We start from the raw sequence: 26379 nt of genomic DNA, 5'->3' as shown, positions 1-26379 counted from the left end.
CCGAGATAGAAAACTCCCGGAAAGGCAAGGATTTGCACGCGGCCAAACTATTGTTGGTAGAGGACGATCCGGCCCTCTCCGAACTGCTCGAATATCGCTTCACCAATGAAGGCTACAACGTCCGCACGACGTCGGATGGCGATGAAGCCCTGCTTCTCGCATCGGAAGACGTGCCAGACCTGGTTATCCTGGACTGGATGATCGAAGGTACCAGCGGGATCGAAGTCTGTCGCCGCTTGCGACGGGACAAGGATACCGCGCATGTTCCGATCATCATGCTTACCGCGCGCGAGGCAGAGGATGATCGTATCCGCGGCCTCGATACCGGCGCGGACGATTACCTCACCAAACCCTTTTCGCCACGCGAGCTGCTCGCGCGGGTTGCCGCTGTCATGCGGCGCATCCGCCCTGCCCTGGCAGGGGAAAGCATCGAAGTCGGCGATATCCTGCTCGATCCCGTAGCGCACAAGGTCACCCGCCGCGGCCGCACGCTGCAACTCGGACCGACCGAATACCGGCTGCTGAAATTCTTCATGGAAAGCCCGGGGCGGGTCTTCAGCCGTGGGCAATTGCTCGACGGCGTGTGGGGTACCGAAAGCGAAATCGAACTGCGAACGGTCGACGTACATATTCGCCGTTTGCGCAAGGCGATCGAGATCGAAGGCGCAAAGGATCCGGTTCGTACCGTCCGCAGCGCAGGTTACTCGCTGGAAGCGTAGCGACCTATCGGCAGACGCTGCGCCAGCGAGGGCTCATGTCGAGATGGAAATGATCGGCATGGGCCGCGTTGTAATCGGGTGACAGGACAGTCGAAAAACTGTCGCAGGCATCATCGCGCACCCTTCGCAGGAATTGGGCTTTATCGCCTTCTCCCGACCAGTCGTTCAGCACGCTGATCCGCGTGCCATCCGCAAGGACGAACCCCGCGATATCTATCGCGTTGGCAGTCGCGTGTTCACTCCAAGGACCGGAATCACGCCCGTAGAGACGGCGGCAGGAATACGCTCCAAGATGCTCTATACGCTGAATTTCCGAACCGAAGATTTCTTCGGCTAGCGGTGCCACTGCCTCGCGTTCCCACAACAGCAGCGCAATCGATGCCGAACATGTCACAGGCGGACTATTCGGCGACAACGGGAGCCCGGTAAGGACGGTACGGTCTTCCCGCCTGCAAGCACCTTCGCCCGCCGGCTCGAGTATTTCATGGACCACATCGCTTCGGTCGAGAACGCCCCGGCATTCGGCCACATCCTCACGCAGGGATTGCAACTTGGCTTCCGTGGCCCACCCCACAGGATCGCGTAAGTCCAGTGGCGCCCAGGGATCATGCTCGGGATGTTCGGCTAGCCACACGCGGCCAGCTATCAGCAGGCCGGCCAAGATCAGTAATACCAGAACCCGGCGGTCACCGGTGAACTTGCCGATGCGTTTGGAAAGATGCGCCTTTACCATCGATATTCCAACACTTTGCCCTTCCCGATGGTACTCGGCTGCTACCTATGTTTCTAAGTAGCTGTGGCCGCGGCAAATTGTTCCTCAACCATCTATGCTTACGCAGAACCAGCGTGGTGGATGCGGGTCACGCTCGCTGAGCGATTTCGTCGAGACGTTGCCGCACCGCCCGCAGGTCGTTGTCGAACAAGCGCACCTGTTCATCCCTGGCGGCCCCATCCAGACGCAGCAGATAGGATGGGTGCGCTGTCACCCACAACTCACTGCCGTCCTCTAGCTGGATCGGTGCGCCCCGAGCGTTGGAAATACTGACTGTTTTACCGAGCATGCCCCGTGCTGCACTGGCCCCCATCGCCAGCACCAGTTTCGGTTGAACGATCGCTCTTTCGCTTTCCATCCACCACCGACACGTATCGATTTCCTTTGCCGCCGGGCTCTGGTGAATGCGCCGTTTTCCGCGTTGAACATATTTGAAATGTTTTACGGCGTTGGTGACGTAAGCCGCGCTTCGATCGATCCCCGCCGTCCGCAGATGATCGTCGAGCAATTGTCCCGCTGGGCCGACGAAGGGTCGGCCTTTGATATCCTCCTGATCGCCCGGCTGTTCGCCCACGATCATCAAGGCAGCGTCCTGCGGCCCTTCACCCATGACGGCGTGATTATCCAGCAATCCGATCGGGCATTTGCGACAGGCTGATATAGCCTTGTCGATCGCGGCCAAAGTCTCCGGCCGCTCGTCGAATTCCAGCGCTCCCTTCTCGACCATTTTCGCCTCACGGGATTGGGCCCCTGCGACGAGCTCGGGAATTAGCGCCGCTTCAGGCATGTTCTTCCAGTATTTCTTCGGCATTTCTTTCAGCATCGCGCCGATCTTGAGACGCGCCGGATTGAAGATGGACGCGTAATAAGTGCGCCATAAATCCTCCATGGGATCGCCTTGCGGAGCATCGGAGCGCTCTGCTGCCGGCCCCTCGGCCATGGTTTCGCCGTCCCAGTGAAGGCTTCCGCGAGGCGTAAGGATCGACCAGCGCATATTGGCAAACCTGCGCATGAAGAAACCCGCATTGGCGCGCAGAATATGATGGTCTGGCTCGAACCAGGCGACGTATCGATCACCGCCTTCTGCCTCATCCGCTTCGACTAGGCGAAACCGCACAAATGCATGCATCTTGTGACTGTCGCGCCGAACATTCTTGTCGAGCTCCTCGATCTTGCGGACATCGTCGTCAGCCTTGTCCTCCATCATCCCGGGATTTTCCTGCAACCGCCATAACAGCCGGTACAACAGCGCGAACCGCTCCGGATCGGAATGAAGCGCGGCATTTCTTGCCAGGTTCACGAACCGCCGGTTGGCACGTACAGGCGGCGCACCTGAAGTCAGCGCAGGAACACCATGGTCACCTTGCGCGAAAAGGTCGCCGCTCCCTCCCGGTTCGATCCAGGAAATACGATCGGGCGGAACCTGAGCCTGGATCAGCGCTCGTGCACAATCGCGCCAGAAATCGAAATCATCCGCTGCCGGCAGATGCACCACATGGAAACTGTCTGCGTGCGCGGCCGGGAGCATGGTCATGCCGAAAACAGCTCCAGCTGTTCAGTCTTGGGCGCGAGCATCGTGCGCAGATCTGCCCGGTCCGTCAGCAATAAAGGACGCCAATCCACGGTGCAGATGAACGGTCGAACCTTGGTGATGGACAGCGTAAGCCGCGCCACATCGTCAAGCCGCAACGTCCGGTGCCTGCGACTGGCAAGGATCTTGTGAACCGCTTTTACGCCCAGGCCAGGCACGCGCAGCAATTGCTCCTTCGTGGCGCGATTTACATCCACGGGGAACTGCTCCCGAAACTTGAGCGCCCAGGCAAGCTTGGGGTCGATGTCCAGCGGCAGATTTCCATCCGCTTCTGTCGCCTGCATCACCTCGGCCGGCTTGTAGCCGTAAAACCGCATCAACCAGTCCGATTGGTATAGCCTGTGTTCGCGAATCAATGGCGGCCGCTTCAACGGGAGAACCGCACTCGCATCGGGAATGGGAGAAAACGCGCTGTAATATACACGCCGCAGTTTGAAACTGTCGTAGAGTCGGCTCGCCTTGCCAACGATATCGCTGTCCGTCGCTGTGTCCGCGCCAACGATCATCTGCGTGGATTGCCCCGCCGGAGCATAACGTGGCGCATGTTTGAACTTCTTGCGCGCATCTTTAAGCTCGGCGATGTCGCTGGTCACCTTCCCCATCGCCCCTTCGATCTGACCGGAGTTCTTGTCCGGCGCGAGGCGGGTCAAGCCGCTATCGGTCGGCAGTTCCACATTGATCGAAACGCGGTCGGCATACAGCCCGGCCTGATGCACGATTTCCGCATCCGCTTCGGGGATGGTCTTGAGATGGATATAACCGCGAAAGTCATGTTCTTCGCGAAGGATGCGCGCCACTTCGACCAGTTGCTCCATCGTGTGATTGGAGCTTTTGACAATGCCTGACGAAAGGAACAGCCCCTCGATATAATTACGCCGATAGAACGCCAGTGTCAGATCCACCACTTCCTGCGGCGTGAACCGGGCGCGGGCGACGTTCGAACTCTTGCGATTGATACAGTAGTGGCAATCGAACACGCAGTAATTGGTCAGCAGGATTTTCAGCAGACTGATGCAGCGGCCGTCGGGCGCATAGGCGTGACAAATGCCCATCCCTTCCGTCGACCCGATCCCCTTCCCGCCAACCGAATTGCGTTTCGACGTTCCCGAAGACGCGCAGGATGCATCGTATTTCGCCGCATCCGCGAGAATTTCGAGCTTCTGAAGGGTGGAGGCAGAGGCCATTTGTTCTATATATGTTCAACACGCTGCGTTGCAAATATCGTTTGATATAATTCGCCCCCCTTGCCGTTTTCGCTGCATCCACCCGCGGGACCGAACAGACGTGTCGATCATTGCATGAAGACAAATCTCACGAGGAGTCGATTGATGAAACACGCCGAAGGAAATCCGGAAGACCTCAAGAAGAAGTTCTGGAAGTCGCTGGCAGACAGCCCATTTCTGTTCCTCCAGCTTACGAACGACAGCTCCACTGCGGTGCCGATGAGCCCGCAGCTCGACAAGGATGCTAACAGTTCGATCTGGTTCTTCACCCACACCAAGAGCGACTTTGCGAAGCTCGGTTCCGCCACCGCGACCTTCGAAGGAAAGGGCCACGACATGTTCGCCCGCTTCAATGGCACGCTGGTGAAGGAAACCAGTCAGGAGCGGTTCGACCAGTTCTGGAATAATTTCATCGAAGCCTGGTACGATGGCGGCAAGACCGATCCCGATATCCTGTTCCTGCGCATGGATCTGGGCGATGCGGAAATCTGGGACGGCGACATCGGCCTCCTGAATACCGCGAAGATGGCATTGGGCATGACGGTCCACGACGAAGCGGAAAAACGCCACGTCGATACGGTCGATATCTGACCCGACCGTCTCTCGAATCGAAAAGGGGCGCCTCACCGGGCGCCCCTTCTTGTATCAGTCGTTCTTCCTGCCAGGCTCGATCGGCACCATCGTCTCGTCTCCGGCAACATCGTCGACCACTTCGACAATGCCCTGCCCCAGATGGCTGCGCCTGCGCGAATAGAGCACATAGATCACCACGCCGATGATCCCCCATCCCGGCAGGAACAGCATGGCGGCACTCGGCAGGTTGAAGAACAGCAGTACGCAGCCGATGATCGTCAGCGGCGCGACGACCCACACCATGGGCACCTTGAAGTGGCGCTTGCGCCCCGGATCCCTCACGCGGAGCACCATGACGGCCACTGCCACCATCAGGAAGGCATAGAGCGTTCCCGCGTTCGAGATATCCGCCAGCTGACCGACCGGGAAGAATGCCGCCCCAATGGCCACGGCAAGACCGGTGATGATGGTCACGACATGCGGCGTCTTGAACCGTGGGTGCACCCGGCTCAGCCGTTCGGGCAGCAGCCCATCGCGGCTCATCACGAAGAAGATGCGCGTCTGGCCGAAAATCAGCACCAGGATAACCGAAGGCAGCGCGAGGAAGGCTGCCAGCCCGATCGCATTGCCGAAGCCGGAAAAGCCCAGCATCTTGAGCACATGGGCCAGCGGTTCGTTCGAACAGACCAGCGCATCGGCATATTGCGGCATCGCGCACTGGCGCGCCAGTTCGGGCGATCCCGCTTCCAGCGGAATGCCCATCGCATCCATGATCGGCTGCCCGCCGATGGTCCCGATCGCACCCCCTGCGACAAGGATGTAGAAGATCGTGCAGAACAGCAGCGATCCGACCAGCCCGATGGGCACGTTGCGTTGCGGGTTCTTGGTTTCCTCCGCCGCGGTCGAAACCGCATCGAAACCGACATAGGCGAAGAACATGGTCGCCGCGGCACCGACTGCACCCACCCCGGTTCCCCAACCACCGAAGACCCCGGCCGGCAGAAACGGGTTGAAATGCGACGCTTCGAACTCCGAACTCGTCAGCGTGATCGCCACGAACGCGGTCAGCGCCGTAACCTTCACGATGACGAGGACGGCATTGACCTTGGCGCTTTCACTCGTGCCGATGACCAGCAGGCCGGTCACCAGCAGCGCGATCACCAGCGCAGGAAGGTTGATGAACCCGCCTGCGGCCCCGCCCAGGGCCAGCGGCCCTGCGCTCAACCAGGCGGGCAGATGAATACCCAGTCCGCCCAGCACGGTCCCCGAGAAATATCCCGACCAGCCTACCGACACCGCCGATGCAGCGATGGCGTATTCCATGATCAGTGCCCAGCCCACCGTCCAGGCGAAGAATTCGCCTATGGTGGCGTAACTGTAGGTATAGGCCGATCCGGCGACCGGTATCATCGCGGCAATTTCGGCATAGCAGAGCGCAGCCACGATGCAGACGCCGCCGGCTATGGCGAAGGCGATCATCAGGCCGGGCCCGGCCTTTTGTGCCCCGACGGCGGTCAGCACGAAAATGCCCGTGCCGATAACGCAACCGATGCCCATCAGGGTGAGCTGGAACCAGCCAAGCGACCGGCTCAGCGACTTCTTCTCCGCTGCGGCCAGAATGGCGTCGAGCGGTTTTACTCTGTCGAAAATCATGCGGCCTATGGCCCCCCACAGGCCCGCCGCAGGACTACCCTGCTCCGCCAGCCGGACTACGGCAATTAAATGCTAATTCCTCGCCCGAAAAGCCGAATTCGTATCAAGTACCCAGAATTGAGGGAAACAGGCCGGTTGCAAGGATGATGGCGACCGCCAGCGGGCACAGCCACGCGATCAGGAAACGCCATATGCCGAAGGCCAGCGGGGACAGTCCCGTCGTGGTCAGCAGCAGGTTCTTGTCCGCTTTCCACCCGATGAAGATCGATGTCAGCAGCGCGCCGACCGGCAGCATCACCTTGCCGGTAAATCCATCGACCGTGTCCAGAATATCGGTATCCGCGAACAGGCTCCAGAAGCCCAACGGGCGCACATCGGCCCACACATTGTAACCCAGCAGGCAGGCTATCCCCATCAGGAAGGCACCGCCGCCGAAGATCAGCGCCGATTTCGGGCGGCTCCAGCCACGCTCTCCGATGCCCCAGGCCGTCGGCACTTCCAGCAGCGAAATCGAACTGGTCACTGCGGCCACCAGGATGAGGACGAAGAACAGGAAGCCGAACAGGGCGCCGCCTGGCATGGTCTGGAATGCGAAAGGCAATGTCTGGAACACCAGCGTCGGCCCCGCTGCGGGATCGAGGCCCACGGCGAACACGATCGGGAAGATCATCAGGCCGGCCAGCAGGGCCACGCAGGTATCGGCAACCGCGATCAGGGCCGATGTCGGGCCAAGGCCGCTGCCTTCCTTGATATAGGATCCGTAGGTTATCAGCCCGGCAACCCCCAGCGACAGCGAGAACAGGGCCTGCCCAAGGGCGGAATTCATGACCTGCGGGGTCAGCTTCGACCAGTCCGGCGTGAACAGGAACGCAGCGGCCTGGCCGATGTCGCCTTCGATGGCGCCATACAGCACCAGCCCGACCAGCAGCACGAAGAACATGGGCATCAGATAGGTCGCCGCCTTCTCGATACCCGAACTCACACCGCGCGCGACGATATAGAGCGTCAGTCCCATGAAGACGAAGTGGACGCCCAGCAGCAAACCGGGGCTGGCGAACATGTCGCTCAGCCGCTGCTGGATCTGATCCTGGCTTTCACCGGCCAGCGCGCCTCTGAAGGGATCACCGGCCAGAATGGCCTGCACCAGATCGCCGCCCATGATGCCCGCGTAATAGAGCACCCAGCCCGCCACCACGGAATAGAACGAAACGATCAGAAATGCCGCCAGCGCGCCCACGCCGCCGAAAATCGCCCAGCTTGGCGATGCCTTGGACTGTGCGGCCACGCGCCGGATCGATCCCACGGCGTCCGTCTGTCCCGCCTTGCCGATGAACACTTCGGACAGGACCAGCGGCAGGCCCAGCAGGAACACGCAGGCGATATAGAAGATTACGAAGGCGCCGCCGCCACTTTCCCCGGCAAGCGTGGGGAAACGCCAGATGTTCCCCAACCCCACTGCAGCCCCTACCGCAGCGAGGATGAATGCCGAACGCGAGGACCAGCCTTCGCTTGTCGAAGTGGTGGTTGCGACCATCGTTTTTACACCTCCCGGATCGCGACTATTGCTGCCGCGCGCATGAAATTTGCGCCCTTAGACACGGAATACCGTGGAATTCCAAGCTTCGCTTTGCCATCGTCCACGCGATTGCTACTGGAGCGACCATGTCTACAACCTTCCAGCTCGATACCAGCACCAGCCGTGCCAATCCCACACCGCAGCCGATGAAGCGGCTTACCGTGCCCAAGATCCGGGCGCACAAGGCGGATGGTGAAACGCGCGAACCGCTGGTGATGCTCACGGCCTACACCGCGCGCCAGGCGCAACTGCTTGATGCGCATTGCGATATCCTGCTGGTGGGCGATTCTCTGGCGCAGGTCATCTATGGCCTGCCCACCACCATCCCCGTCACGCTCGACATGATGGCCAATCACGCCGCGGCCGTCGTGCGGGGCAGCTATCATTCCGTTGTCGTGGTCGACATGCCGTTCGGCTCGTACGAACAGTCGCCCCAGCAGGCGTTCGAAAGCGCCACTTTCCTGCTCAAGCAGTCCGGCGCAGCCGCGGTCAAACTCGAAGGCGGCGAACAGATGGCCGAAACCGTGGCCTTCCTCAATCAGCGGGGCATTCCCGTCATGGGCCATGTCGGCCTCACCCCACAGGCGGTCAATGTGCTCGGTGGCTACGGCGCGCGCGGCCGCGACGATGCGGAAGCGACCAAGATCGTGGGCGATGCCCAGGCGCTCGACAAGGCTGGGGCCTTCGCCATCGTCCTGGAAGGCGTGCTCGAACCGATCGCGATAGAAGCGACGGAGACGGTCTCCTGTCCTACCATCGGCATCGGCGCTTCCGCCCAATGCGATGGGCAGGTCCTCGTGACCGAAGACATGCTGGGCATGTTCGATCGCGTCCCCCGCTTCGTGAAGAAGTATGAAGACATCGCCGGCGTCATCGAACGCACGGTGGTGAAATACGCCGAAGAAGTGCGTGCGCGCAGTTTCCCGACCTCCGATCAAACCTATCAGCCCAAGGGCTGACCAACCGAGCATCTCTCATGGAAACCATGCGCAAATACTACGCGTTCTCCTTCGCCTTTACCGCGGTCTGCTTTGCGCTGGCTGGATGGTATGGCTGGGCGAGCACCGGGTCGATCACCGCCACACTCGGCATTCTGTGGATCGTCCTTGTCCTGTCGATCCTCGAAGTTTCGCTCAGCTTCGATAATGCGGTGGTCAACGCCACCGTGCTGCGCGATATGGATCCGGTCTGGCAGCAGCGCTTCCTGACCATCGGGATCCTGATCGCGGTCTTCGGCATGCGCATCGTCTTTCCCATTGCGATCGTCGCCATCGCGGCAAAGGTCGGACCTCTCGAGGCGGTTTCCCTGTCCCTCAACAATCCCGCCGAATACGAACGCATCGTGTCCGATGCGCACATCGGCATTGCCGGTTTCGGCGGCGCCTTCCTGGCGATGGTGGGGATGACCTTCTTCTTCGACAACGACAAGGAAGTGCACTGGATCGCGGCGGTCGAAAAAACGATCAACAAATTCTCCAATGTTCCCGCGATCGAAATCGGGCTCGTGCTCGTGCTGGTCTACACGGTTTCGACCATGCTCGCGCCGGCCGATGCCATTACCTTCCTCACCGCTGCCATCCTCGGCCTCGTGACCTTCATTGCCGTGCACGCCATCGCGGCCCTGATCGAGGAACGCGAAGCGGCCAAGAAGGCTACCGGCGAAATCGTCAAATCAGGCCTGGGCGGTTTCCTCTATCTGGAAGTCCTCGACGCCAGCTTCAGCTTCGACGGGGTGATCGGCGCCTTCGCGCTGTCGAACAACATGATCATCATCGCTCTGGGCCTGTCTGTCGGGGCAATGTTCGTCCGTTCGATGACGATCCATCTGGTGCGCACCGGCACGCTGGCCCAATATCGCTACCTTGAACACGGCGCGTTCTGGGCGATCATCGTGCTCGGGATCATCATGCTGCTGTCGGCCCGCTACCATATTCCGGAAACGATCACCGGTCTGCTGGGCGCCGTTCTTATCGGCCTCAGCTTCGCGTGGTCGGTGCGGCACAATCGCCGCCATCCCGAAGATGCGATGACGCCGCCAGCCGACTAGCGATCGGCGCTGCCACCACCAGCTGGAACAGGTGATAGAGCAGCAGCGCCACCACGATGAACCCCGCCTGGTCGGCCGGAAACAGGATGGTGGCCAGCGGCGCGCCCACTGCAGCGCTCTTCTGCGCGCCGGCAAACAGGAAAGAAATGCGATCCGGGCGGGCGAGGCCAAGAGCCTTACCCGTCAGCCATGCCCCGATGTTCGCGACGAACAGAAACGTTACGACCAGCCCTGCGATACCCAGCCAGTCGAGCGCATCGACCCGCGTCCAGATACCCTGCTCTACCGCACCCGAAAACGCCACGTAGATCGCTGCCGAAATCACGAAGCGATCGACCCACACGATCTTTCCCTTGTGCCTGTTGGTGAACGCGACCGTCCGGCTTTGCAGTAACTGCCCGATTGCGAAGGGCAGCACCAGCAGCAGCATGATCTTCACGAAAGCCCCCATTCCCACATCCCCGCTGCCGCTCCCGCCCAGCGCCAGAAACACCGGGACCGTCACGAACACGCCAAGGATGTTGAGCAGCGCCGCGGCTACCACCGACAGCGCGACATTGCCCCCTGCCAGCGAGCTATAGGATGTCGCTGACTGGACGGTGGACGGCAGCACGCCCAGATACAGAAAACCCAGCGCCACGGACGGCGCGAGCCAGGCACTCGCAAGTGACGACAGTGCCAGTCCGATCACCGCCATCGCGCCGAAGACCCACAGGATCAGGGGCAGCAGGAACCGCCAGTTGGCGACACCGGCCACGATGTCGCCGCGCGCTATCCGCATTCCGTTCAGCAGAAACAGGACGAAGATCGCGGCATTCGCCACAGCCTGGGCTACTCCCCGGGCGTCGCCTGTCGCAGGCAGCAGGGCGGCGAGCGCTATGGCGGTGACCAGCATGCGCAGCATGGGGTCCGACAGGACTGTTCTGAAACTCATGGACCGCCCTCTGCCGCGCTGCGGGGCGGGTGTCGAGAGGTTCAGATCGCTGTCACAGACCTCAACTTCGCTTCAAGTTCAATACGCTTCGGGTCGTTCTCGGGCAGAACCGCGATGAGCGCGGAAATTGCATAGGGGTTCATCGGCTGCAGTTCGTGCGCTGCCACGGCGAAGGACAGTGCCCCTTCCTGATCGCCCAGTTCCCGCGCGGCCACACTTCGCGCGGCCAGCACCCAGGGCACGCGCTCCATCCCGGATTGCATGGCATGATCCAGCAGCGGCACCGCCCTCGCCCATTTCCCTTCCGCTGCCAGGGCATCGGCCAGCATGGCGGCGGCCTCACCGTTCATCGGGTTACCCTGCACATATGTCTCGATCATACGCCGAGCATCTGCCGGGGTGTTCTGTACCCCGATCAAACGTATGATCAGCACCCATCCGCGTCTGATTTCGGCAGATCGCTCATAGGCCGTGCGCGCAGCCGCCCGGTTAGCCGAGGCCAGCTCCGCGTCGCCCAGGATCGAAAACGCATCGGCCGAACCGGGAAACCGGCGCGCGAAATCCCGCGCCTTCGCCACACCCGCCGCCGGGTCTCCACGAGCAATCGCCATCCGTACGAAATTGCGCGTCTCGACCCCGCCTCCGTTGTCCGAACTATTTGTATTTACAGCAGGAAGTACCACCATGCCGCCTTGTGATACCGCCGCCAGATCAAGGAATTCGGCTGCCGTATCCCGGTCGCCCAGCGCTTCGTAAGCCCGCCCGACCAGAGTGCGCAGATACGCAGATCCGCCAGTCCCAGCAGCAGTCTGCGCAAACCGCGAAACCAGTTCCTGCTCCCCGCCACTGCGCGACAGCGCGTAAGCCAGCAAATCCCGAACCCGCCGGTTATCCGCCTGCCCCCCACCATAAATCCGATCCAGAGCCCTCACCGCACTCGCATAGTTCTCCTCCTGCAAATCGATGATGGCCGATAGGATTTGCGCTGACGGGACCCTTCTTTCGACAAGGTTGGACCGCCCCAGCAGGTCGCGCGCCAATCGGAAATTTCCACCCCGCGCCGCGATGACTGCCTGGACGAACAGCCCCTGCGCTGTACCAACCGCGCTGCCGTCGCCCCCGCGCAGAACTCGAAGCGCCTCTGCCGCCTCCCCCGCATCCCCCAGAGTAGCCGCAAGTTCAACGCGCAAGGAAACGTCGTCAGGCTGCCGCTCGACGGCATCGCGCAGGAAGCGAACGCCCGATCGCATACCTTGGGCATCGCGGATCAGCTGGCCACGAAATCGCAGCGCTCCGCCGTTCTCGGGATCCAGTTCCAATGCGCGCTCTACCGCCTGTGAAGCCTGCACCTGCTCGCCGCGACGATAGCGCAGCCGCCCGATTTCGACCCAAAGTTCAGCATTCGCCGGGTCTGCCTCGAAAGACCTGTCGAATGCTCGCGCTGCCGCCGCTAGATTGCCCTCGGCCATCTCGATGCGTCCCAGCAGCAAATGGCGCTCTGCGGCGGCCCCTGCTGGAAAATCCTCCCCTTCAAGCCAGTTTCGCGCGCCCGCGAAGTCTCCTTCCCCCAATGCAGCTTGAGCAAAGTCGAGCGAAAGCTCTCGCCGGGGAACACCGGCAGCGAGCGCATGGTCGAGGTGAATTCTGGCGATGCCAGGGTTGCCGTTGGCCAATTCCAACCGCGCTTTATCCACCTCTGACTGGGTATCCTGCGGTTGCCCGCAAGCTCCCAGCACCAGACAGGTCAAGGCCAACAGTGAGTAAGCCCTGAGGCTAAGTCTGAAGGTCATACTGCTTGAGCAGGTCGTACAGTGTCGGGCGGCTGATACCGAGCAACTTTGCCGTGTTCGAAATATTCCCCTCGCTCCGCGCGAGCGCTTGCCGGATCAGCCGACGATCCGCCTGCTCGCGCGCGGCTTTGATATTGAGGGTGATGTCTGCGCCATCATCATCGGCCTGTTCCAGATCCAGATCCTCGACTGATACCAATTTGGCATCGGCCATGATCACCGCCCGCTTGACGCGGTTCTCGAGCTCGCGGACGTTTCCAGGCCAGCTCCAATTGTCGATTGCCGCAAGTGCATCCGGCGCAAAGCCCTTCACCTTGAGGTTCATCTCGTCGGAAAACCGGGCCAGGAAATATTTGGCCAGCAAGATGGCATCGCCCGTCCGCTCTGCAAGCGTAGGCACCTTGATCACCATCTCCGCAAGGCGGTAGAACAAGTCTTCTCGGAATGTTCCATCCGAAATCATGGCTTCAAGGTTCTGGTGGGTGGCACACACGATCCTCGTATCGACGGGGATCGTTTTTCGACTACCAAGACGCTCGATGTTCCGCTCCTGCAGGAACCTCAACAACTTCACCTGAAGAGGTAGCGGGATATCGCCGACCTCGTCGAGGAACAGCGTGCCACCGTGAGCAAGCTCGATCTTGCCTTCAGTGGTCTTGACTGCCCCGGTGAACGCGCCCTTTTCATGACCGAACAGCTCGCTTTCCAAAAGGGTTTCCGGGATGGCGGCGCAATTGATTGCGACGAACGCACCACGTCTGCGCTCGCTGCAATCATGCACGCCTCTCGCCAGAAGCTCCTTGCCCGTACCACTGGCGCCAAGGAGCATGACCGACACATTGGTGGGTGCGACCCGCTCAATCGTTCGTGCGACTTTGGCCATCTCCGGGGCTGCCGTAACCATAGCCCCCAGTACCGTCCGGTCTTGCCCAACCTGTTGAGCCAGCAGCCGGTTCTCGGTCTCAAGCTGATACAAGCGGTATGCGCGCTGGACGATCAGCCCCAGCGTGTCGATGTCTACGGGCTTCTGATAGAAGTCATAAGCCCCTCGATCGACAGCGCGCAGAGCGCTTTCCCGCGCCCCATGCCCCGACGCAACGATGACTTTAGTGTCCGGCTTCAACGCCATGATCGCCTCGAGGACGGCAAAGCCCTCGCTTGTGCCGTCTGCATCCGGCGGCAACCCGAGATCGAGTGTCACTACTGCTGGCTCTTCCGTCCTCAGCGCGTCGATCGCCGCTTCGCGCGTACCGACAATGACAACATCGAAATCTTCGTATGCCCATTTGAGTTGGGCCTGAAGTCCTTCATCGTCCTCGACGATCAGAAGTTTGGGCTTGGACTGCGCCATCATGCCACCTCGCGTTCGCGAACATCGGCGCGATCCAATAATTTCGCCGCAGAAAGAAGCGGCAGACTTATTGTAAAGCGCGTGCCTAGGCCCTCGCGGGATTCCACATCCAATCGGCCTCCCATGGCACGAACAAGTTCGCGTGCTTCGAAGGCACCAATTCCGAAGCCCCCGGCTTTTGACGAAACGAACGGCTTGAAAAGGCCGCTGCGGAGAAAATTTGGCGACATACCGTGACCGTTGTCTGCAATAAGGATCAAGCCCGCGATTCCATCGGAGTATGCAGCCAGCATGATCGGGGCATCGGTATCACTGGCCTCGATCGCATTCTGGATCAGGTGGTTGAGAGCCTGCTCCAGAGCCTTCGAATTACCTTCGACCCTAGCGGTTTCCGACCGAAGTACTGTTACGGGATGGATCTGCCCGAATTGATCGGCGAGCCGCTCTACAGTTTTGTAAAGTTCGAGAACCTCGCTCGCGCCGGTTTCGGGTCGGGTGTATTTCCCCAACCTGGCGAGCAACGCATTGAGTTTGTCCGCACTGCTCCGCAAGGTGACGAGCATATCTTTTCGGAATTCAGGATTTTCGGCGTGTTTTTCGGCGTTTCGCAAAAGCAGCGACATCTGGCTCGATAAATTCTTGATGTCGTGCATGACGAAAGCAATGCGTCGGTTGAATTCGTCGAACCTCCCTGCCTCCAGCAATGCAGCCTGACCGGATTGTTCGGCAAGATAGCTGGCAAGCTGCCGGCCCACGACCTTGAGCAGATCGAAATCCTCCCAGTCGAGCTTTCGCTCTACCAATGGTCGGGACAATATCGCGAGTCCAACGAGGCGATCGAAATGGAGCAGTGGGACGATTGCCCAAGCTTGCCTATCCTCGCGCAACCACTCCGGTATCAGAACCTGTTCGCCACAATGGTCGACATTTTCGCGCAGCTCATCCAGCGCGACAATCAGCTCATTTCGTTCGAGAAGTTCACCAAGCTCGGCAGGAGCAGCCTTTGCCGGCACCTTTATCTCGGACCATTGCCAGTTCGCGGCAAGTTGTAGTGTACCGTCATCATCCGGGGTGAGCAGAATGCCGGCTTGACTATCGGTGATGTCTGCAAGAGCCTTGATCAAACGCTCTTGCAGTGTCGAATTATCGACGCCGGTCGCACCAATCGTATGCGTGAACCTGATCCACTCTGTGCGATAATCGTACCGATGCTTGAATAGATGCTTGACCGCGGTCACTCTCAACCATCCACGCAGCCGGGCAGACGGCAGCCAGATCAGTGCGAGTGCGCCGGCTGCTATAATGAGCCCCACTTGCGTCATACGGGCGAGATCGCCCGTAAAAATATCGAAAGATCGTGCAAGCGCGACCATCACGATCAGATAGGCAGCGATCACCATGAGAGAGAGAAACCGGAAGGTGACTGCCCGTGATGGTCGGAATTCCAAGCCGGATGCATTGCGATTGAACCCCATCGCAAAGGGAACTGCACAAATTGCAGCGGCCAATCCGCGGAGTGCATCCAGTTCGAGTGGCACAGCGCCCGTCACATAAGCGATCGTGAAATAGTTGAGATCGAAAACCCAAAACCACGCGAGTGACGCCACATTCCAGCGCAGGATTTGCCGGGAGGATATTGCGGCGCCAACATAGAGATTATGGAGCAATACCAGCGCGCCAACGCAAACCAGAATGCGAAACAAGGACGCGGTGTCGAAGATCGCAACAAGGTCAGTGCCGGGCATATTCTGTCGAGCGATCAAGAGCAAAGCTATTTGGAAAATTTCGACGAGTACGAGCGCGATTGCTGTCGGGCGCACCAATCGCAGCGTTTCATCGCGGCCATCATTTGCGAAAAGCCGGTACAACATGAACAGCCACGCCAGATTACGCGCGACCTCGCTCAATTCCACGATCGGCCGAGTTGGTCCAAAGCTTGCTGCTGCAAAGCACCAGTTGGCAGTCAACGCCAAGGCCACGACAGCGGGTGTGCGATCAGTTCGGCGTGCATCGCCCCTGCTCCCAATCCACAGCGCCGCGAGAGCGCAACTGATCGCACCTACCGTATATCCGACATAGGCCAGACTTGCGATCCAGGTGGTCATCTGGCGCCATCCGGCCACAGGATTACACGAGCTGTCTGCAAGAGGATGAGGAGATCGAGAAAAGGCGTGTAGTTCTTGGCGTAGTAGAGATCGTATTCAAGCTTATGCCGCGCATCTTCGATGCTTGCACCGTAAGGATAATTGATCTGCGCCCACCCGGTTATGCCAGGTTTTACAACATGTCGTTCGGCGTAATAGGGAAGCTCGCGTTCGAGATCGCTTACGAATGCGGGCACTTCGGGGCGAGGCCCGACGAAGCTCATCTCCCCTTTGAGCACACTCCATACCTGCGGCAGTTCATCGATGCGAACCTTGCGGATGAGACGTCCGATGCGGGTTATGCGTGGATCATCCTTCTCGGCCCACTTCGCCCCTGCCGCTTCGGCATCGGTACGCATCGAACGCAATTTAACGAGTGTGAAATTCTGGCCGTAAAGACCGACACGGGTCTGCCGAAAAAACGCAGGCCCCTTCGTTTCAAGTTTTACCAGAACGGAGAAGATAGCGATCAAGGGAACGCCGATCGTAAGTATCATCAGGCTGACGACGATGTCGAAAAAGCGCTTCCCAATGCTGGAAAGCCTCTGGCCAGCGGAGAATCCATCCGAGAAAATCAGCCAACTTGGATTAAGCGTGTCCAGGTCGACGCGGCCCAGTTCTCGTTCGAGAAAGCTCGAGAAATCGTTCACGTAGACACCGTTGGTCTTGACCCGCAACAAGTCCTTGAGCGGCAGGGAATTGCGCCGCTCTTCCAGCGCGAGCACTACTTCGGTCGCACCGACCCGAAGAATGAATTTTCCGAGATCGGATATGGATTCACGCGGGACCGCGGTTTCGATCGTGCTGGCGCTATCGCCCATTGCCACGAATGCACCAACGGCAAACCCGCTGTCCTGCCTCTGCGAGAGGCGCAGCAGCCGTTCCGCTCGCTTGCCCGAACCCAGCACGAGGATCGTTCGACGGAAAGCGTCGGCACCCAACATGCGGCCAGCCAATATGCGATTGGCAACGAGCAGCAGGATAGCGATGCCCATGGCATACAACAGGACCGAGCGCCAAAGTGCCGACCCTGGCAGAACGAAGTTCATCAATGCGATCGCGAGCACGCCAAGGCTGACGGCGACTAGCAAACGTGCAGTGGCAAAGCGGATGGAGCGGAGCGCTTCCGGGCCGTAGGTTCCGACCGCAATCATGGCCAGCCATACCACGCCGGCAAAGCCGACCAGTTCCGGAATGCGCTCTGCGAACGGCCCGGCGTCGACAGATATCTGCGTTACGCGCAGCCGCCATGCACCTTCGCCTGCTATGAAGAGCAGAACCAGATCTATTACTGATAGCAACACCACATTGTATGAAATGTAGTGTTTGAACAGGCGGATCATCCGGGGCCGGCTCGCAATTGGCTAGTGTCGGAATTCCTGACTAGCAAACATAGAGTGAACCGTCGGTAAATTTTACACTGGCAATAAGCGTTACACTTTCAAGCACACTGAAATGGCTTCAGTTGGCCACCGCGTCCTCAACCGCATTTCCGGCATTTTGCGCAGCTTCCCCCACTTGCCCAGCGGCGTTACCGACCTGATCGGCAGCACCGGCAATCGCATTGTCCTTTGCGACCTCGGCGTTATTCATTTGCGACAGGAAGAAAATGCCGACGATCGCCACGACTAGCACCAACAGGATAATGGCCCAATTCGTGCCGCCGCTGCGATTGGCACCGTCGGATACAACTGTATGCGTGGTATGGGTATTGCCGGCTGAATCGGTGGTTTCCGTAATGCGTTCTTCGGTCATAGCCATATTTCCCTGAGATCTATCTATGCACCGAAAACGCGCCCTCTCGGGCCTGAGTTCCGCCGAGGCGACCGATTATTGGTTAACGTCTTCAAGTTCGAAGGGTGTGATACCTCGCCTCGATCTATCGAAGATAAGCTTGCGCCCAACGGGAGGAAGCGAGCGCTGAGTGCAGCGGATGCGATGGCATGCAGCGCAACCTGGGCCGATGGGCTGTGCATTATCGGACCGCAGCGGAACTCCGCGAGCTTGCGCCAAGTCTTCGGCCAATACAGCTTCCACCCCGATCGCAATGACAAACTGTGCATCGCCGGGCGATCCGCTTCCCTCGACCGTTCGGGCCATGGTCAGCCAGCCACCATCCCGGTCACCGGTATTGTCGGGAGCCACCAGCTGGACTTGCAATTCGCCCGCACGATTGAAAGCCCGGTGCGCATGCCACAGCGGGCAGCTTACGGCAGAATCAATGAAGCGCGCAGTACTGGCTCCCGCAAAGGTCTTGGAAAACTGTCCAGCCCGGTCGAGCCGCACCATGAAAAACGGCAGGCCACGTTGCCCAACCCGCTGAAGTGTGGTCAGCCGATGGGCGAGCTGTTCGAAGCTGACGCCAAAGCGCCTTTCAAGAAGAGTAAGATCATATCCGGTCGCCTCGCAAGCGCGCAGGAACCGACTGTAGGGCATCAGCAAAGCTGCGGCGAAGTACCCGTTGAGATGGCGCGCGAACAACGCTCGCGCGGTTTCCTCTTCAAACTTGGCACCCTTGGCAACCGAGTCGACCAAATCGGCAAATTCAAGATTGGCGATTTGCAGAGCGAGCTGAAAATTACGCGAAGGAATACTCAGCATTTCCGACAGCTGAACCTGCCGTGCGTGGAGATCGAGGCGGCGGAGACTGTCGGGCATCACATCGCGGGGGAGGATCCTGACAGAAAGCTGATGGCGCTCGCGTAAACGTTCGGTGAGAGCTACGCCGATATCCCCTCGCGACAAGCGCAGTTCATCCGCCAGTTCCTCTGCCGCCGTATCCAGATCTGCAAAATGATTGCGCCACCGCTCCACCTCGCGTCGCGATGCTCCCAAAGGGTCGTTTGCTACTGATCCGATCGGTCCTGCGCTGTCGTACAGGCGAGCAAAAGCGGCAGCGACTTGAGGGGCCGAGGCGAGGAATTCATGCGCCTCTTCCCGGTCTATTCCCAAATCGGCGAAACGTTCATCGGCAAGGCGCCGAGCCAGTCCTTCTATTCCGCCAATAGCTTCATCTTCGCGAAGTGACCTTGGGTCGAAGTCGAATTGCTCGACCAGTTGCACCATAACGCGCGCGCTGATCGGGCGCTGGTTGCGCTCGATCAAGTTCAGGTAACTAGGGGAAATGCCCAGGCGCGCGGCGGCTGCGGCTTGGGTCAGGCTTTCCCGCTTACGAAGCCTACGAAGGGCGGGACCGGCGAAAAGTGCTGCTTCAACCATCTGTAACTTTCTTGACATATTTACATGCAGATTAGCGATCAACGGGACGATATGACAAGTTATTCTGTAAATTTCCCTATCGTTCGCCGCTATGGCCAGTCAGAAGCATCGAAAGGCGATCAAGCCTATAGCGACAAGGAGCACTCCCGTGACCTACTCGGCCCGGATCAATGAAATGAACGAAACCATTGCAGCAAACGGTGCGCCATGGGGTGCGATCGATGCTCAAAGCGCTGCGCGCATGATCGTTCAAAACCGTTTCCGTACCGGGCTCGACATTGCGCGCTACACTGCGCGGATCATGCGCGAAGACATGGATGCGTATGATCGGGATCCTGCGAACTACACGCAGTCGCTCGGCACGTGGCACGGCTTCATCGCTCAGCAGAAGATGATTTCGATCAAAAAGCACTTCGGCAGCACCAAACGCCGTTACCTCTACCTTTCCGGATGGATGGTCGCCGCGCTGCGTAGCGAATTCGGGCCGCTTCCAGATCAATCGATGCACGAGAAGACCAGCGTCCCTGCGCTGATTGAAGAACTCTACACCTTCTTGAAACAGGCGGATGCACGCGAACTCGGCGGTCTGTTCCGCGAACTCGACGCGGCGAAGGAAGCAGGAGATGCGGTCAACACCCATCGCCTTCTGAAAGCGATCGACGACCATCAGACGCATATCGTCCCGATCATCGCCGATATCGACGCTGGTTTCGGCAATGCCGAGGCAACCTACCTTCTTGCGAAGAAGATGATCGAGGCCGGTGCCTGCGCTCTCCAGATCGAAAATCAGGTTTCGGATGAAAAACAGTGTGGCCATCAGGATGGCAAGGTCACTGTGCCACACGAGGATTTCCTCCAGAAAATCCGCGCCATTCGCTACGCATTTCTGGAACTCGGAGTTCCCGATGGCATCATTGTCGCCCGTACGGACAGCCTCGGCGCCGGCCTGACTAAGCAAATCGCCTATTCGACCGAACCCGGCGACATTGGCGATCAGTACAACAGCTTTCTCGATTGCGACGAGGTCGATCCGGCAAGCATTACCAATGGCCAGGTCTTCATCAGCCGCGACGGCAAGCTATTGGCGCCCAAACGCCTGCCCTCGAACCTGTATCAATTCCGGTCCGGCACGGGTGAGGATCGCTGCGTGCTCGATTGCATCACGGCGCTTCAGAACGGGGCCGACCTGTTATGGATCGAAACGGAAAAACCGCATGTCGAGCAGATTGCCGGTATGGTGGATCGTGTGCGCGAGGTCGTTCCTAACGCCAAGCTGGTTTACAACAATTCACCCAGCTTCAATTGGACACTGAACTTCCGTCAGCAGGTCTACGATGCGTGGGCAGAAGCAGGAAAGGACGTTTCGGCGTTCGATCGCGCCAAACTGATGAGTGTAGATTACGACGGCACCGAGCTTGCGGCTGAAGCTGATGAGAAGATTCGCACCTTCCAGGCAGATGCCGCGAAGCGTGCGGGTATTTTCCACCACCTCATCACACTGCCGACCTATCACACAGCGGCTCTCAGCACTGATAACCTCGCTCGCGAATACTTCGGTGAACAGGCCATGCTCGGTTACGTCAAGAACGTGCAACGTGAGGAGATCCGCCAGGGCATCGCTTGTGTGAAACACCAGAACATGGCCGGCTCTGACATCGGGGACGATCACAAGGAGTACTTTGCCGGTGAAGCAGCCCTCAAGGCTGGCGGCGAAGACAACACAATGAACCAGTTCGCTGCAGCGTAAGGAGAGAGAGGATGACGACCATGACAGACGACACTCCCAAGACCGAGCCCGGCCGCGCCCGCGCGCTGTTCTCCACCGCAGACTTTCGCCTTCTGCGTACTGCCCTGACGCATTACGCCCGCCAGACTGAAGACCGGGAAGAATTGGCGAAGATCAACGCCCTGCATCACCGGCTGGGGACCTATGTTCCTTCAGACGGCTAAAGACTGACACGCTTTCTCCTGGGGAGGAGAATACGGCCGTCGGAGCGCCCCAACGCTCCGGCGGCCACACTTTTGGGTAAATCAGGCGCCTGCGCGCGGCATCAGTTCGATGGCGGCGCTGGCCAAGGCCTCGGCCCCCGTTTCGATCACTTTCTCAGCGTCAGGGGCCCAGAACGGCGAATGCAAGGAAGGAAGCGGTTTTCCCTCGCTCTCCAGCGCATCGAGCATCGGCTGGGTCGTTCCGCTAATCCAGAAGATCATCGAATCGACATCTTCCGGGGCAGCGCGCCGAAACTGGCTGAAATCTTCGCCTCCCATGACGGCGGGCCATTCCATCACGCGGTCTTCGCCGAACCTTTGTTTGAACGTGCTTGCAACTTCGGCAGTGAACTCGGGATCGTTGAAAGTGGAGGGGGTGTAGGGATCTTCCACGGTCACTTCCGGCATCAGTTCCTCAGGCAAACCGGCTGCAATAGCCTCCCCTCGCGCGACCCGGCGGATGCCGTCCAGCAACAACTGACGGCTTTCATCGGAATAACTGCGCACGGTCAGTTGCAATTTGGCTTCGTCACTTATGATGTTGTGCTTCGCGCCCGAATGGAAGCTTCCGACCGTGATCACGGCCGGATCCAGCGGCGAAGAGTCACGGCTGACCACAGTCTGCAACTTCATGACAATCGCGCTGGCCAGCACAATCGGATCCTTCGTTGTATGCGGATAGGCGCCGTGCCCCCCGACGCCCTTAACGTCAATGTCGACACTATCGACATTGGCCAGGGCGTAACCGGGAGTATAACCGATCGTGCCGGCAGGGGCGGGTGCTGCGGCATCGTGGAATGCCAGCGCATAATCAGGTTTCGGAAAGCGCGTGTACAGGCCGTCTTCGATCATCGCGAGCGCACCAAGTCCGATCTCTTCGGCTGGCTGCAAGACCATGACGAGAGTACCCTGCCACTCGTCCTTATGCTTCACCAGAAGCTGCGCAGCGCCGATAAAACCCGCCATGTGCGTGTCATGCCCACAAGCATGCATCACCCCAGTGGTCACTCCACTTGCCGGAGTAGCGGTTACTTTGGAAGCAAACGGCAGACCCGTCTGTTCGACCACGGGAAGACCATCCATATCTGCGCGCAAGAGGACTGTCGGGCCTTCGCCGTTCTTCATTACCGATACGACACCCGTTTTCCCGACGTTCTCTGTAACCTCGAAACCCAGTGCGCGCATACGCTTGGCCAGCTTGGCCGCTGTTTCATGCTCTTCGAAGCTCAATTCCGGGTTGGCGTGAAGATCTCGGTAAAGCTCCATCAGTTCGGGCATGTCGCCTTCAAGATCTGCTCTCAAATCGTTTGCGCTCACTGGTGAAGCGAGCATCACTGCAATTGCAGCAAGGCCGGTGGAAATTGATTTCGACATACCCTTTATTCTCCCCAATCGATTTGCTCGCGAGCGTTTCGCGGGCTGAAGTCCAATGAATCCGGTCCAGTGACCATTACCGAAGACGAACGGTAAGCGGCGCTCTACAAGCCGTAGGTCACGACAAGCGCGAGCGACAATACGGTAACCATGATCAGGACGAGCGGCACTCCCGTGCGCACGTAATCTCTGAATTCATAAGATCCCTCGGCCATGATCAACATATTGGTCTGATAAGCGATAGGCGTCGCATAACACAAATTGCACCCGAACAGCACAGCCAGCACCAAGGGCTCGGGCGGAAGATCCAGCTTGCTGGCGATAGCAAAAGCTATTGGAGTGCCCACGGTGGCCGCCGTGGCATTCGACGCAAAATTGGTCAGGAACGTCATGGCCAGCATAATGGCGGCCAGCGCCGCGCCCGGGGAAAGGTAATCGAGCCCCGCCGCCATGACCCCGCCGATCCAGTCGGCTGCACCACTCTCGAGAATGATCCTGCCCAAAGCAATACTGGCCGCCACTAGAACGATTACGCTACCTGATAGCCCGCGCCCCACCCGATCGAACTTCACGCAGCCGGTAACAAACATGAGTATCGCGCCTGCGAGCGATGCAATGGCAATTGGAACTAGCCCGATCGACGCCAGCGTGATCGACCCACCCATTATGCCCGCGGCGAGCACTGCCTTCGAACGACGCGGCAGTTCTCGCATCCCCTCGAGCTGGAGCAGACTGTCCGACCGCGCGAAATGCTGCATGTCGTCGGCCAGCCCCATAACCAGCAGCACGTCCCCTTCGGCAAAACGAAGATCGCCGCCTTCTGAGAACTGCTCCTTCTCACCCACCAGACGATCAGGGCGATGAGTGCCGATGACCGCGACTCCATAGAGATCGGCAATACCCGAGCTCGGAAGCGTCCGACCGATGAGCCGCGAATCCGCCGTGACGATCATTTCGCCCACGGCGATGTCGGTCCCGGTTTCATCCGACCTGCGGCGGATACGATCGATCACCCAGCTTGGCGCAGCATCTCCGCGCAAGGTTGCCATCGCTTCTTCGATCGCTTCGTGCGTACCGGTCATGCGGAGGCGGTGCTGGGGGCGAAGCAGGCCCACTGGAACGTCGTGGAACTCGATCCCCGCCGGCAAGCGAGTACTCAGTTCGGATAGCTCGCGGCCATTGAGCACGGAATTTTCAGTCACACGAAGTCTGGCTTCGAACAAGCGCTGGGCATGAACCGTCTCGATACGGTTGTCGCCCAGCATGCGAGGCATAACAATCCATATGAATGGCAGCGCAACCACAGCGGCGATCAGCACGATCGGGGTGAAATGGAAGACACCCATTTCCGGCATGCCGAGATCCACCGCGATTGATACGACCAGGATGTTGGTCGATGTACCGATCGTCGTCGCCATTCCGCCTATAAGCGATGCTGCATTGAGCGGGATGAGCGTTTTCGACGCAGCCATCGCACCACGCATGGCGAGGTGAACGAAGATCGGCATCAAGAGCACAAGCACAGGAGTGTTATTGATGCCCATCGACAGCAGGAATGTGACTACGAGCGAGAACAGCAGGCCGAGCTGTAGATTGACCTTGAACAGCCGCTCCAGAAATCTGGCGGCCGGTTCGAGAGCGCCGGTAACAACCAGCCCTCTGCCCATGATCATGAGCGCACAGATGGTAATCAGAGCGTAATGGCCGAAGCCGGAAAATGCCAAGCCGAGACCATCGATAGGTTGCGTGTCAGGTAGAGGAAAGAAATACAGTCCAACCGCGATTACCGCGATCGTGAGCAAAGAGATGATCTCGACCGACATCCGGCCACGCGCGAACGCCACGAACATCGCGGTCGTCACGGCCATTGCAGCAATTGCGTGGTAGGAAGGAACCCCGATCATCCAATAACCTGCCTTCCAAACTATCCTCTTAGTAGCAAGGAATAGTTTGGTACCCCTGGCCGGACTCGAACCGGCACTTCAGAAGAAACTCGATTTTGAGTCGAGCGCGTCTACCAATTCCGCCACAGGGGCACTGGGTCGGGAGCGCGGCGGATAGCTTGCAGTTGCAGCCTGTTCAAGCGCCGCGTTGCAATTGCTGATCAGAAATCCATACCGATGGCGATGTGGGCAAGCCGCGGGGCATCTTTGAACCTGGCTCCGATTGCCCCGACGGAAAGTACCGGCCCGCGGTCTGCCAGCTCAACTTGCACCACTGGCGGATTGAAATCGCGTAGATCCACATTGCGAGGCAGAACGGGCTGCATCGGCGTGACTTTGACTTGCTTTAGGGACACGGCTGATGCCACGTCGGCCAAGTTGAAATCGTGTGGATGCAACGCAGGCCCGGGTGGCATTCCCGAGGCAGCAGGTTGCGCCATTGCAGGTGCGGGACACGCTGCAAAAACCATGGCAACACCCAACACTTTCAACATGCGCGACCTATTGAGTTTCGTTACTCAAGAGACGTTGCCTAGCAGGGTTGGTTCCCCGCCTCGCTCGCCCTGTAATTCTAAGCCTTGAGAGCGTTTACGAGGAGCTTGTGCAGCTTGGAATGCAATGTGTCATTGGCGGCGAGAACCTGAGCCGCATGTATGGGCTCCGACCGACCACGAAAATCGGAAACGAAGCCGCCTGCTTCACGAACGATAAGGCAACCAGCGGCAGTATCCCAATCGTTGAGATCGCTTTCCCAGAAGCCGTCGAAGCGGCCGGCCGCGAGCCATGCGAGGTCAAGCGATGCCGCGCCGTAGCGCCGGATACCTGCAACCTGAGGACCGATCGCGCCGAAGATCTTGGTCCATTCGCCGAAATTGCCATGGCCCTGAAAGGGGATGCCGGTCGCGATCAGGGCTTCGGAAAGACTGCGACGTGCAGACACCCGTAACCGTCCATCGTGCAGCCAGGCGCCGCGGCTCTTTTCGGCCCAGAAGGTCTCGTCGGTGACGGGGTTGTAGACGACCGCTGCCGTGACATCGCCCCAGCCTCCACCGCCGAGCTTCGGTTCCTGGACGGCGATGCTGATAGCGAAATGCGGAATGCCATGCAGGAAGTTGCTGGTGCCGTCGAGCGGATCGACGATCCATCGGGGCTTGTTTTCGTCCCCTTCGATCACACCGGCTTCTTCCATCACGAATCCCCAATCCGGCCGTGCGGCGAGAAGTTCGTCGTAGATCGTGCGTTCGGCGATCCGGTCCGCCTTCGATACGAAGTCTGCCGGCCCCTTATGGCTGACCTGGAGGTGCTCGACCTCTCCGAAGTCGCGTCGCAGGCGGCCACCCGCCTTGCGCGCTGCCTTTTCCATTACGCGGATGACACCCGATAAAACGGCCATGGGAACTCTCTTATTCGGTCAGCACTTTGGTGGAACCGGCTACGTGATCGGTTTGCCCGATCTCAACTTCGGTCGAACTTTGTGCCCT

General features: G+C 59.3%; 22 protein-coding genes and 1 tRNA gene. 6 read left to right on the top strand and 17 right to left on the bottom strand.

Going from position 1 to position 26379, the window contains the following annotated elements; all coding sequences use genetic code 11:
• The first annotated feature begins 32 nt into the window (after positions 1 to 32).
• A complete protein-coding gene (gene phoB, locus KYK83_RS04795) occupies positions 33 to 719 on the top strand; it encodes a phosphate regulon transcriptional regulator PhoB (protein WP_103023483.1) in 687 nt (228 codons plus the stop codon).
• A gap of 4 nt (positions 720 to 723) precedes the next feature.
• Here phoB and KYK83_RS04790 read toward each other — a convergent pair whose 3' ends face one another.
• The 3 genes from KYK83_RS04790 to KYK83_RS04780 form a co-directional block, all read right to left on the bottom strand.
• Positions 724 to 1452 carry an extensin-like domain-containing protein gene (locus KYK83_RS04790; protein WP_222827373.1) on the bottom strand — a complete coding sequence of 243 codons (729 nt, stop codon included), beginning with the start codon at positions 1450 to 1452 and terminating at the stop codon, positions 724 to 726.
• 127 nt (positions 1453 to 1579) lie between these two features.
• A complete protein-coding gene (locus KYK83_RS04785; RefSeq protein WP_248284255.1) occupies positions 1580 to 3025 on the bottom strand; it encodes a UdgX family uracil-DNA binding protein in 1446 nt (481 codons plus the stop codon).
• Positions 3022 to 4266, bottom strand: a complete 1245-nt coding sequence (locus KYK83_RS04780) for a putative DNA modification/repair radical SAM protein (protein WP_222827372.1) — start codon at positions 4264 to 4266, stop codon at positions 3022 to 3024. Before KYK83_RS04780 ends, KYK83_RS04785 begins: the two co-directional genes overlap by 4 nt.
• A 144-nt stretch (positions 4267 to 4410) precedes the next feature.
• On the opposite strand from KYK83_RS04780, the gene KYK83_RS04775 reads away from it, so the two are divergent.
• Positions 4411 to 4896: a pyridoxamine 5'-phosphate oxidase family protein gene (locus KYK83_RS04775; RefSeq protein WP_196846261.1), complete on the top strand. Its 486-nt coding sequence runs from the start codon at positions 4411 to 4413 to the stop codon at positions 4894 to 4896.
• Positions 4897 to 4950: 54 nt separating this feature from the next.
• Here KYK83_RS04775 and KYK83_RS04770 read toward each other — a convergent pair whose 3' ends face one another.
• Positions 4951 to 6531, bottom strand: coding sequence for an amino acid permease (locus KYK83_RS04770; RefSeq protein WP_196846262.1), 1581 nt, complete (start codon positions 6529 to 6531; stop codon positions 4951 to 4953).
• A gap of 103 nt (positions 6532 to 6634) precedes the next feature.
• Positions 6635 to 8065 (bottom strand): sodium-dependent transporter, encoded by a 1431-nt coding sequence (locus KYK83_RS04765; protein ID WP_103023355.1) that lies wholly within the window; start codon positions 8063 to 8065, stop codon positions 6635 to 6637.
• A gap of 128 nt (positions 8066 to 8193) precedes the next feature.
• On the opposite strand from KYK83_RS04765, the gene panB reads away from it, so the two are divergent.
• Together panB and KYK83_RS04755 are read left to right on the top strand one after the other, a co-directional pair.
• Complete coding sequence (gene panB / locus KYK83_RS04760; RefSeq protein WP_222827371.1) at positions 8194 to 9066, top strand: 3-methyl-2-oxobutanoate hydroxymethyltransferase; 873 nt, start codon at positions 8194 to 8196, stop codon at positions 9064 to 9066.
• Between the two features lie 17 nt (positions 9067 to 9083).
• On the top strand, positions 9084 to 10154 hold the full coding sequence (locus KYK83_RS04755; RefSeq protein ID WP_222827370.1) for a DUF475 domain-containing protein: 1071 nt from the start codon (positions 9084 to 9086) through the stop codon (positions 10152 to 10154).
• Here KYK83_RS04755 and KYK83_RS04750 read toward each other — a convergent pair.
• From KYK83_RS04750 to KYK83_RS04720, 7 genes are all read right to left on the bottom strand, one after another.
• Entirely contained in the window at positions 10084 to 11088 is a 1005-nt protein-coding gene (locus tag KYK83_RS04750) for a bile acid:sodium symporter family protein (protein ID WP_222827369.1), read from the bottom strand. The genes KYK83_RS04755 and KYK83_RS04750 overlap by 71 nt on opposite strands.
• A 41-nt stretch (positions 11089 to 11129) precedes the next feature.
• The gene (locus KYK83_RS04745) at positions 11130 to 12761 is read right to left on the bottom strand and encodes a tetratricopeptide repeat protein (protein WP_222827368.1); all 1632 of its coding nucleotides are present in this window, start codon (positions 12759 to 12761) and stop codon (positions 11130 to 11132) included.
• 100 nt (positions 12762 to 12861) lie between these two features.
• Positions 12862 to 14229 carry a PEP-CTERM-box response regulator transcription factor gene (gene prsR / locus KYK83_RS04740; protein WP_222827447.1) on the bottom strand — a complete coding sequence of 456 codons (1368 nt, stop codon included), beginning with the start codon at positions 14227 to 14229 and terminating at the stop codon, positions 12862 to 12864.
• A complete protein-coding gene (gene prsK / locus KYK83_RS04735) occupies positions 14229 to 16334 on the bottom strand; it encodes an XrtA/PEP-CTERM system histidine kinase PrsK (RefSeq protein WP_222827367.1) in 2106 nt (701 codons plus the stop codon). The genes prsR and prsK overlap by 1 nt, the downstream gene beginning before the upstream one ends.
• The gene (locus tag KYK83_RS04730) at positions 16331 to 17716 is read right to left on the bottom strand and encodes a TIGR03013 family XrtA/PEP-CTERM system glycosyltransferase (RefSeq protein WP_222827366.1); all 1386 of its coding nucleotides are present in this window, start codon (positions 17714 to 17716) and stop codon (positions 16331 to 16333) included. The genes prsK and KYK83_RS04730 overlap by 4 nt, the downstream gene beginning before the upstream one ends.
• Positions 17717 to 17834: 118 nt before the next feature.
• A complete protein-coding gene (locus KYK83_RS04725) occupies positions 17835 to 18128 on the bottom strand; it encodes a hypothetical protein (protein WP_196846267.1) in 294 nt (97 codons plus the stop codon).
• Between the two features lie 75 nt (positions 18129 to 18203).
• Positions 18204 to 19592 (bottom strand): helix-turn-helix domain-containing protein, encoded by a 1389-nt coding sequence (locus KYK83_RS04720; RefSeq protein WP_222827365.1) that lies wholly within the window; start codon positions 19590 to 19592, stop codon positions 18204 to 18206.
• 148 nt (positions 19593 to 19740) lie between these two features.
• Here KYK83_RS04720 and KYK83_RS04715 point away from each other — a divergent pair, with 148 nt between their 5' ends.
• Together KYK83_RS04715 and KYK83_RS04710 are read left to right on the top strand one after the other, a co-directional pair.
• A complete protein-coding gene (locus tag KYK83_RS04715; RefSeq protein ID WP_346729417.1) occupies positions 19741 to 21339 on the top strand; it encodes an isocitrate lyase in 1599 nt (532 codons plus the stop codon).
• 11 nt (positions 21340 to 21350) lie between these two features.
• Complete coding sequence (locus tag KYK83_RS04710; RefSeq protein ID WP_369828415.1) at positions 21351 to 21542, top strand: hypothetical protein; 192 nt, start codon at positions 21351 to 21353, stop codon at positions 21540 to 21542.
• 81 nt (positions 21543 to 21623) lie between these two features.
• Here the strand turns inward: KYK83_RS04710 and KYK83_RS04705 are convergent, their stop codons facing one another.
• The 5 genes from KYK83_RS04705 to KYK83_RS04685 all read right to left on the bottom strand — a co-directional run bounded on the left by KYK83_RS04705 (position 21624) and on the right by KYK83_RS04685 (position 26291).
• Positions 21624 to 22955 carry an amidohydrolase gene (locus KYK83_RS04705; protein ID WP_222827363.1) on the bottom strand — a complete coding sequence of 444 codons (1332 nt, stop codon included), beginning with the start codon at positions 22953 to 22955 and terminating at the stop codon, positions 21624 to 21626.
• Between the two features lie 104 nt (positions 22956 to 23059).
• Positions 23060 to 24859: an SLC13 family permease gene (locus tag KYK83_RS04700; protein ID WP_173829987.1), complete on the bottom strand. Its 1800-nt coding sequence runs from the start codon at positions 24857 to 24859 to the stop codon at positions 23060 to 23062.
• 47 nt (positions 24860 to 24906) lie between these two features.
• Positions 24907 to 24991: transfer RNA gene (locus tag KYK83_RS04695), tRNA-Leu, on the bottom strand.
• Positions 24992 to 25059: 68 nt separating this feature from the next.
• Positions 25060 to 25254 (bottom strand): hypothetical protein, encoded by a 195-nt coding sequence (locus KYK83_RS04690; RefSeq protein ID WP_222827362.1) that lies wholly within the window; start codon positions 25252 to 25254, stop codon positions 25060 to 25062.
• A 215-nt stretch (positions 25255 to 25469) separates the two neighbouring features.
• Positions 25470 to 26291, bottom strand: a complete 822-nt coding sequence (locus KYK83_RS04685; RefSeq protein WP_103023345.1) for an inositol monophosphatase family protein — start codon at positions 26289 to 26291, stop codon at positions 25470 to 25472.
• Positions 26292 to 26379 lie beyond the last annotated feature (88 nt).

Origin of the sequence: Qipengyuania pacifica (genome assembly GCF_019857205.1) — a bacterium.
Taxonomy (GTDB): Bacteria; Pseudomonadota; Alphaproteobacteria; order Sphingomonadales; family Sphingomonadaceae; genus Qipengyuania; species Qipengyuania pacifica.
Note: the sequence above shows the minus strand (reverse complement) of the source record. Positions and strands in the feature narration are given on the sequence as shown.

Coding starts and splice junctions, on each gene's coding strand:
- KYK83_RS04790 (WP_222827373.1), bottom strand. CDS start 1,452: ATGGTAAAGGCGCATCTTTCCAAACGCATCGGCAAGTTCACCGGTGAC.
- KYK83_RS04785 (WP_248284255.1), bottom strand. CDS start 3,025: ATGACCATGCTCCCGGCCGCGCACGCAGACAGTTTCCATGTGGTGCAT.
- KYK83_RS04780 (WP_222827372.1), bottom strand. CDS start 4,266: ATGGCCTCTGCCTCCACCCTTCAGAAGCTCGAAATTCTCGCGGATGCG.
- KYK83_RS04775 (WP_196846261.1), top strand. CDS start 4,411: ATGAAACACGCCGAAGGAAATCCGGAAGACCTCAAGAAGAAGTTCTGG.
- KYK83_RS04770 (WP_196846262.1), bottom strand. CDS start 6,531: ATGATTTTCGACAGAGTAAAACCGCTCGACGCCATTCTGGCCGCAGCG.
- KYK83_RS04765 (WP_103023355.1), bottom strand. CDS start 8,065: ATGGTCGCAACCACCACTTCGACAAGCGAAGGCTGGTCCTCGCGTTCG.
- panB (WP_222827371.1), top strand. CDS start 8,194: ATGTCTACAACCTTCCAGCTCGATACCAGCACCAGCCGTGCCAATCCC.
- KYK83_RS04755 (WP_222827370.1), top strand. CDS start 9,084: ATGGAAACCATGCGCAAATACTACGCGTTCTCCTTCGCCTTTACCGCG.
- KYK83_RS04750 (WP_222827369.1), bottom strand. CDS start 11,088: ATGAGTTTCAGAACAGTCCTGTCGGACCCCATGCTGCGCATGCTGGTC.
- prsR (WP_222827447.1), bottom strand. CDS start 14,229: ATGGCGCAGTCCAAGCCCAAACTTCTGATCGTCGAGGACGATGAAGGA.
- prsK (WP_222827367.1), bottom strand. CDS start 16,334: ATGACCACCTGGATCGCAAGTCTGGCCTATGTCGGATATACGGTAGGT.
- KYK83_RS04730 (WP_222827366.1), bottom strand. CDS start 17,716: ATGATCCGCCTGTTCAAACACTACATTTCATACAATGTGGTGTTGCTA.
- KYK83_RS04725 (WP_196846267.1), bottom strand. CDS start 18,128: ATGACCGAAGAACGCATTACGGAAACCACCGATTCAGCCGGCAATACC.
- KYK83_RS04720 (WP_222827365.1), bottom strand. CDS start 19,592: ATGGTTGAAGCAGCACTTTTCGCCGGTCCCGCCCTTCGTAGGCTTCGT.
- KYK83_RS04710 (WP_369828415.1), top strand. CDS start 21,351: ATGACGACCATGACAGACGACACTCCCAAGACCGAGCCCGGCCGCGCC.
- KYK83_RS04705 (WP_222827363.1), bottom strand. CDS start 22,955: ATGTCGAAATCAATTTCCACCGGCCTTGCTGCAATTGCAGTGATGCTC.
- KYK83_RS04700 (WP_173829987.1), bottom strand. CDS start 24,859: ATGATCGGGGTTCCTTCCTACCACGCAATTGCTGCAATGGCCGTGACG.
- KYK83_RS04685 (WP_103023345.1), bottom strand. CDS start 26,291: ATGGCCGTTTTATCGGGTGTCATCCGCGTAATGGAAAAGGCAGCGCGC.